We start from the raw sequence: 1,434 nt of genomic DNA on the forward strand, positions 1-1,434 counted from the left end.
AGCGATACCCTGGTTTGTCCGAATTTGGGTGTCGATGGCCGATCGCGCGGGAGCAAACTTAAGATGAGGGGTTGCGAAGAGGCAATGCAGAGTATCTGCCGTGGCGCCGTGGACATCCTGCCCACCGGGGAGCTCGAAGCGCGGCTCACTCTTGGCCGTCCACTGCGAGTCAAGGCCGGGTTCGATCCGACCGCGCCGGACCTACATCTTGGCCACACCGTATTGATTCATAAGCTTCGTCAATTCCAAGACTTAGGCCATGAGGTGTTGTTTCTCATCGGTGATTTTACCGGCATGATCGGTGATCCGAGTGGGAAAAGTGCTACCCGCAAGGTGCTGACGCGCGATGAGGTGCTGAGCAACGCACGCACCTATGAAGAGCAGATATTCAAGATCCTGCAGCCTGGGCGCACGCAGGTGGTCTTCAACTCCAGTTGGATGGATAGCCTATCGGCCGCCGATATGATCCAGCTTGCCGCTCAATACACGGTGGCCCGGATGCTTGAGCGGGATGATTTTCGTCAGCGGTACCTGACTAATCAGGCGATCGCGATCCATGAATTCCTCTATCCCTTAGTCCAAGGCTATGATTCGGTGGCGCTAAAGGCTGATATCGAGCTCGGTGGTACTGACCAGAAATTTAACCTGCTCGTCGGTCGCGAGTTGCAGAAGGCGTATGGGCAACGCCCGCAGGTCATAATGACCCTGCCCATCCTGGAGGGGTTGGATGGGATCCAGAAGATGTCCAAGTCTTTGGGCAACTATGTCGGGATTCGGGAGGCGCCGGATGAGATATTCGGCAAGCTCATGTCTATATCCGATGAGCTTATGTGGCGGTATATGGAGTTGCTCAGTTTTCGCTCGCCGCGCGAGATTGAGCGGCTCGGGGAGGCGGTTCGGCAAGGGGGCAACCCGCGGGATGTTAAATATTTGTTGGCAGAAGAGATCGTGGAGCGGTTCCATGGTCGTCATGCGGCAACGCGCGCGCGTGAAGAGTTTATTGCACGATTTCAGAGAGGGGCCACTCCCCAAGAGCTCCCTGAGGTTATGGTGGCAGCGCCCGGCGATGGCATGCTGATCGGGAATCTGTTGAAAGAGGCTGGGTTGGTCTCGAGCACATCTGAGGCGATGCGTCTAATGAAACAGAGAGCGGTGCGGATTGATGATGAGTGCATCGAGAATCGCGCCCTATGCATCGCGCCGGGGAGTGTGCACGTGTATAAAGTTGGTAAGCGGCGAGTTGCCCGTATCAAGGTAATACAAAAGGCGAAGAGCCAACAGTGAGCTCGGATGAAGCCCATTGTTATGGGATCCGTAAAAAAGGATGCAAATAAGGATTGACCAGCGCTTGAGAGGCGCTATAATGGCGGTCCCTTACACAGGAGGCAGCAGAAGACTGCTGCAACTGAGACGCGCTGGATGCTGGCTTAGGAG

General features: G+C 55.7%; 1 protein-coding gene. It reads left to right on the forward strand.

What is annotated here, in order from left to right; translation table 11 throughout:
• Positions 1 to 63 precede the first annotated feature (63 nt).
• Positions 64 to 1,284, forward strand: coding sequence for a tyrosine--tRNA ligase (gene tyrS, locus NB231_RS08315; protein WP_040663601.1), 1,221 nt, complete (start codon positions 64 to 66; stop codon positions 1,282 to 1,284).
• Positions 1,285 to 1,434 lie beyond the last annotated feature (150 nt).

Source organism: Nitrococcus mobilis Nb-231, from assembly GCF_000153205.1.
Classification (GTDB): domain Bacteria; phylum Pseudomonadota; class Gammaproteobacteria; order Nitrococcales; family Nitrococcaceae; genus Nitrococcus; species Nitrococcus mobilis.

Coding starts and splice junctions, on each gene's coding strand:
- tyrS (WP_040663601.1), top strand. CDS start 64: ATGAGGGGTTGCGAAGAGGCAATGCAGAGTATCTGCCGTGGCGCCGTG.